Source organism: Coprococcus sp. AF21-14LB, assembly GCF_003458885.1.
In the GTDB taxonomy this organism is placed as follows: domain Bacteria; phylum Bacillota; class Clostridia; order Lachnospirales; family Lachnospiraceae; genus UBA9414.
Genome location: NZ_QRVX01000089.1, coordinates 1 through 4,703 on the forward strand (window position 1 = coordinate 1; position 4,703 = coordinate 4,703).

5 protein-coding genes and 2 pseudogenes are annotated in these 4,703 nt (G+C 39.5%); all 7 read right to left on the reverse strand.

The window, feature by feature from the left end; translation table 11 throughout:
* Window positions 1-134: 134 nt before the first annotated feature.
* Complete coding sequence (locus tag DWX73_RS12825; RefSeq protein ID WP_055283085.1) at window positions 135-758, reverse strand: response regulator transcription factor; 624 nt, start codon at window positions 756-758, stop codon at window positions 135-137.
* Window positions 755-2,032 carry a sensor histidine kinase gene (locus DWX73_RS12830; RefSeq protein WP_118349086.1) on the reverse strand — a complete coding sequence of 426 codons (1,278 nt, stop codon included), beginning with the start codon at window positions 2,030-2,032 and terminating at the stop codon, window positions 755-757. The genes DWX73_RS12825 and DWX73_RS12830 overlap by 4 nt, the downstream gene beginning before the upstream one ends.
* The gene (locus DWX73_RS12835; protein ID WP_118349087.1) at window positions 2,029-2,964 is read right to left on the reverse strand and encodes a hypothetical protein; all 936 of its coding nucleotides are present in this window, start codon (window positions 2,962-2,964) and stop codon (window positions 2,029-2,031) included. Before DWX73_RS12835 ends, DWX73_RS12830 begins: the two co-directional genes overlap by 4 nt.
* Window positions 2,961-3,695: a histidine kinase N-terminal 7TM domain-containing protein gene (locus tag DWX73_RS12840; protein WP_118349088.1), complete on the reverse strand. Its 735-nt coding sequence runs from the start codon at window positions 3,693-3,695 to the stop codon at window positions 2,961-2,963. The genes DWX73_RS12835 and DWX73_RS12840 overlap by 4 nt, the downstream gene beginning before the upstream one ends.
* A gap of 143 nt (window positions 3,696-3,838) precedes the next feature.
* A complete protein-coding gene (locus DWX73_RS15835) occupies window positions 3,839-3,889 on the reverse strand; it encodes a 4Fe-4S binding protein (protein WP_423783446.1) in 51 nt (16 codons plus the stop codon).
* Window positions 3,890-4,364: pseudogene (locus DWX73_RS12845) on the reverse strand (4Fe-4S binding protein).
* Window positions 4,365-4,397: 33 nt separating this feature from the next.
* Window positions 4,398-4,703: pseudogene (locus tag DWX73_RS14185) on the reverse strand (hypothetical protein); the annotation flags it as partial.

A 4,703-nucleotide genomic window follows, 5' to 3' on the forward strand; every position in this document is an offset into this window, starting at 1 on the left:
AATCTGAAAAATACATTTTCATTTGCAACATAAAAATCACCACTTTTCTTTTAGTATACAAGAAAAGTGATGATTTTTGTATTAACTATTTTTTATGCGGTTGCCCTGCCCATATGGGTAGTAAAATGCTATTTTTAAAATCCATTTATAATCAGATTTTTCTTTGTAACAGCTACCGCCAATTTCGTTTTGGAATCAAAATTCGTTTTCTGCAGCATATTTTTGATATGCCATTTTACAGTCTCCGGTGATATACACAAACTTTCTGCAATTTTTTTATAGGATTCTCCTTCCACCACTAATCGCAGAACTGCTAATTCCCCAGGTGTAAAATCACAGCTTTTCGCTGTTCCGATCATCACAACCGGTGGAGCATCCGGATACACGCTCTCCCCTTTCATCGTGCGATCCATAACCTCCAACAGTTCCTCTTTACCGGCATCTTTATACCAGAAGCTTTCTACTCCCGCTTTGCGCGCCCTGTCAATAAAACTGCACTCTACTAAAGAAGTCACGATAATTATTTTTATCTGAGGCATTGTCCTTTTAATCTTCTCTGCTGCCACAAGACCACTCTCATCATTCTCCGTACAGACATCCATCAAGACAAGTTCACATTTGCTCTGCCTGCATACGGTTTCTGCCATAGCTGCGTTTGTGATAGATGCCGCCAGACAATATCTCCCACTGGACTGGATATAATTTTCCATATCTTCCCGAGCCATACGCTGGTCTTCCACGATTAGTACCCGTATCATCTCCGCACCTCCTTTGGTATCTTAACGATTATTGAAAATTTTGACTCCGCACAAATTCTCAATGTACCTCCACATTGCTCCACCCTTTTTCGTATACCGGATAATCCTCCTCCTTCTTTGACATCCTTCTCCGTTGTTTGTCCATTATCTGTAATCACCATAATCCATTCTTGTTCCCCACTACTGCATTTTACATACAGTTCGCTTGCCCCTGCATGGCGGACACAGTTGGAAAGCGCCTCCAAAAGTATTATATCCATCAATTCGAAAATATGAGATTCCCAGACTTGTTCTCCTGTATAAATGATTTTCACACCCAAAATCTCCGCTCTTTCCTGCACCTGCCTGTGCAGTTGTTCGCCTTTCACAGACTCGTTATCTTTATTCAGCAAGTCTAATGTCTGCTTCCATTGCGAAAGGAAAACATCCCGGTCTGCTTCCGATTCGCGCAGCAACATCCGCTGTGCCGCCAGGACGCTATATCCCAGATTATCATGCACTCTCATTTTCATAGATAACATTTCTTCTTCTCTGGTCAGCGTTATTACATTCTTAGAAAGTTCTTTCATAGCCACAGACATTTCCTGAAGTTTCTGATTTTCTTCCTTCAGCAACACTTTGTTCCGATATAATTCCGACACTTCAGAAGCAAGAACTTGAAAAAAATGATCTCCGGCTGTCGTAATAATCTCTTTCTCTGAAAATTTCCACACACTTCCATCCGCAAAGCAGTATACTTTCAAATCAACATCATAAAATACATTCTCTTTCAGAGGATGTCCCAGTGCTTCCTCCAGTTCTGTAATATTCTGTATATCTCTTCCCGCCAGATTCTGGCAAATTTGATACATTTTTCGATTCATCAGTTTAGGCATTCCGTTCCCATCAAAAAAAACAATTCCACTCGGCAAATTGTCCAGACTTTCCTGAACTGCATTTTCCCTCAGGCAGCTCTTGCGGTACTTATAAATTCCAAAAATCTTCAATCCCACATATAAAAAAACACCAATTCCTATAACAATTAAAATCACATACGGTATTTTAAATAATATCATGGAATCTTCTTCGTAAAACGCCCGTTGCCCCACACACAAGACAGCTGTTATAAAGAAAATAACTATAAGCAATACACTGTCCAGCAGCAACATCTTTCTTTGTCTTTTTCCTGTTCCTTCATAAATAACCAGTATCATACACAGCAAAGTCAAAAAAATAAAAAAACAAACAATCGTAATCTGATACTCCGGTGAACAGTTTTCAAATGTTTTTATCATTTGCCGCCACCTCCTCCCAGAATCAGAGAAAGCAGCCATGATCCGTCAAAATCCTGCTCCGCATAAGCTCCATATCGTCTTGCAATTTCCTGCAGATCTGTTTTGCATTCCACACTCATAGACATGATGATCCGCGCCTCTCTGCGTTTCAGATTTACATTAAATGCCGACAGATCTTCCAAAGATTCCTCTATGACTGCTTCAAAAAAATCATAAATCTGCATAGCATCTTCACTTCGTATTTCTTCTAAAGCGGTGGAAAAACCTGCCTCAACATGATTCCATTCCAGATTCTTTATCGTTTCCCTGAAACATAACTCCAACTCTCTTATCGGAAATTTTACTGTCTGCTCCGCAATAAAAATAAGATTACTACGCCTTTTTATATAGGCTCCGATCACAACTATCTTCCCTAATATTTTTTTCCTTTTGTTCTCATCTTCTTCCATAGAATATGCTTCAATGAATTCCGTCAAAAGTTTACTCTGCCTTGCCGTCTGTTTCTGTATTTTATCATACAGCTGATTCTTCACAGAAAGTTTTTCTACTTTTCTTTTTGTTCTCAGATTTTCTTTCTCAATCAGATTCTCATCTTTTAATTCTTCCTTACGATCTTCAAGCTCTCTTACGATTTCCTGTAATTCTGGCAGATTTTCCTTCCACAACACATAGCCTCCCAAAATTGGTTTTCCCGACAGCCTGATCCCATTTTCTAACATGATCGGACATTGAACTACCTGCCTTACGATTTCCGGTGCAATACATTCCGAATCCTGAGATTGATAAATGCATTTTCCACTCTGATCTGTAATCTGTGCTGAAATTGTAGATGCTGCAAATAATTGTGCGTATCCTGTATTGGAAGGGATCAATCCGCACTGGATGCAGCTTTCAATGATCAAAGCAAACAGAAGGCATAATGCAGCTGTCATATCGCTTGAAAATATTTTCCAGAAGGCAGATTCAGATAATAGGCGATGCCATAGACAACCGACAGACCATAAGCACCAAAAGGCATCCAAAGCATTTTCCTGTTTTTAATTTTTCTACACCTTAATAGAATAATCAAGAGTGCCACCAGCAGACATCCAAGATCCCAGGTGACTATAGCATAATACATTGCTCCATATCCATAGACTCCTACTTCATAGGAAGCTGCTTCCCCCAGTCTTCCCTCCGGGAAAGTAAAAATTAACTGGTGCAGATCATTCGTTAATACAATCCCTATCAGAAACAATGCCGGAAAAAACAGCAGACACCGTCTTTCCGGTAATTTATAATTCTCCGGCTGCCGTATATAAAATGCCAGATAAAGACTGACCGTAGGGAGTAACAGCATAGGAATATAATAAAGATACCAGGAGTAGCGCAGTGCTGTCGGCATCTCATACGGTATTTCAAATTTACACATACGAACGAGCATCCAAAAAACCATCATCACTGCAATCATTATTAAACAACGACGGGGTTCCTTTTGGATAATTCTCTTTTGAAAAGAAATCGCCCATACCAGATAAAGTCCTATATAAATAAAAGGCCTTAAAAGGTGACAAATAGATTGCAGATAAGGATTGGTAAAGGATACATAATGAAGCAGAACTGCCACACCTACGCATAGTGCTACACTTCCGACGTATACTGTAAATTTCTTTTTCTCTGACACTGTGCATACTCCTTCCTGTTACATTTTGCACTATATCTTGTTTACAGTATATCATAATCTCCATTCCAAATTATATCTTTTATTTTTTGGTGTATGTACAAAACTCGACTTTGCCATTGCAGCTATATCCCCAACTCCATTTTTTAATGCAATGCTTTGGTCGGACAGACCTTCGTACATTCATAACAGAGTATTCACTCCGTTCCTCTCTTTCGTTTGCGGGATTCCTTATTGACCTCCACATTCATTGGGCAGACACGCAGACATTTTCCACAATGAACACATTTGCTTTCATCGCAGTGAACACGCAGGATTGAAAAACAGTGGACCGAATATCTTCGCGACTGCGTAGTGGATTGTTGCCGCCTCAAAAACACCAAGAAACAGATAGTACCAGAAACCCTCGATCTGCATATTTTCACAGGAAATCACACCTAAGTACAACAGCATATAACTTCCGACCGTCAGCTGCACAAAATGTCGGGCATAGCGTTTTCCTGCAGTAAAAAGTGCTGTTCCCAACGCAAGGCATCCTCCAATGTAGCTGAAATTCAACAGATAAAACAAGTTTCCTTTAGCCTTCCACAACGTGATTGCCACTGTCTCAAATAACAATAATAATAGAAGTGACGCTATATATTTGCGAAGCACATTATTCTTTCTCATCATTATCCTCTTGCTCCTCTGATTTCTTATTTTTTCTCAGCACATCAATTGCAGGCCGATGCTAACACCCATCATACCCCCCAGACACATTCCAAGACCAATATCATCTATTAAAAACTCAATAACTATACCTAAGCTTAGTCCTAAAATATCACGTTCTTTTGCAGTAAGAGGTAAAATCTTATCTTCCCATATATCCTGTGCATTAGCTAAATCAATTTTACAATCACGTAATTGTACCAAGCCGCTAGCGCGGCGGCTAGCCCCAGGTACGTGAATTTTCCACTTTTTTAACAAAAAAGTAGCAGTTTTTGAATATATGTTGTATTGTTGAGTTACCAC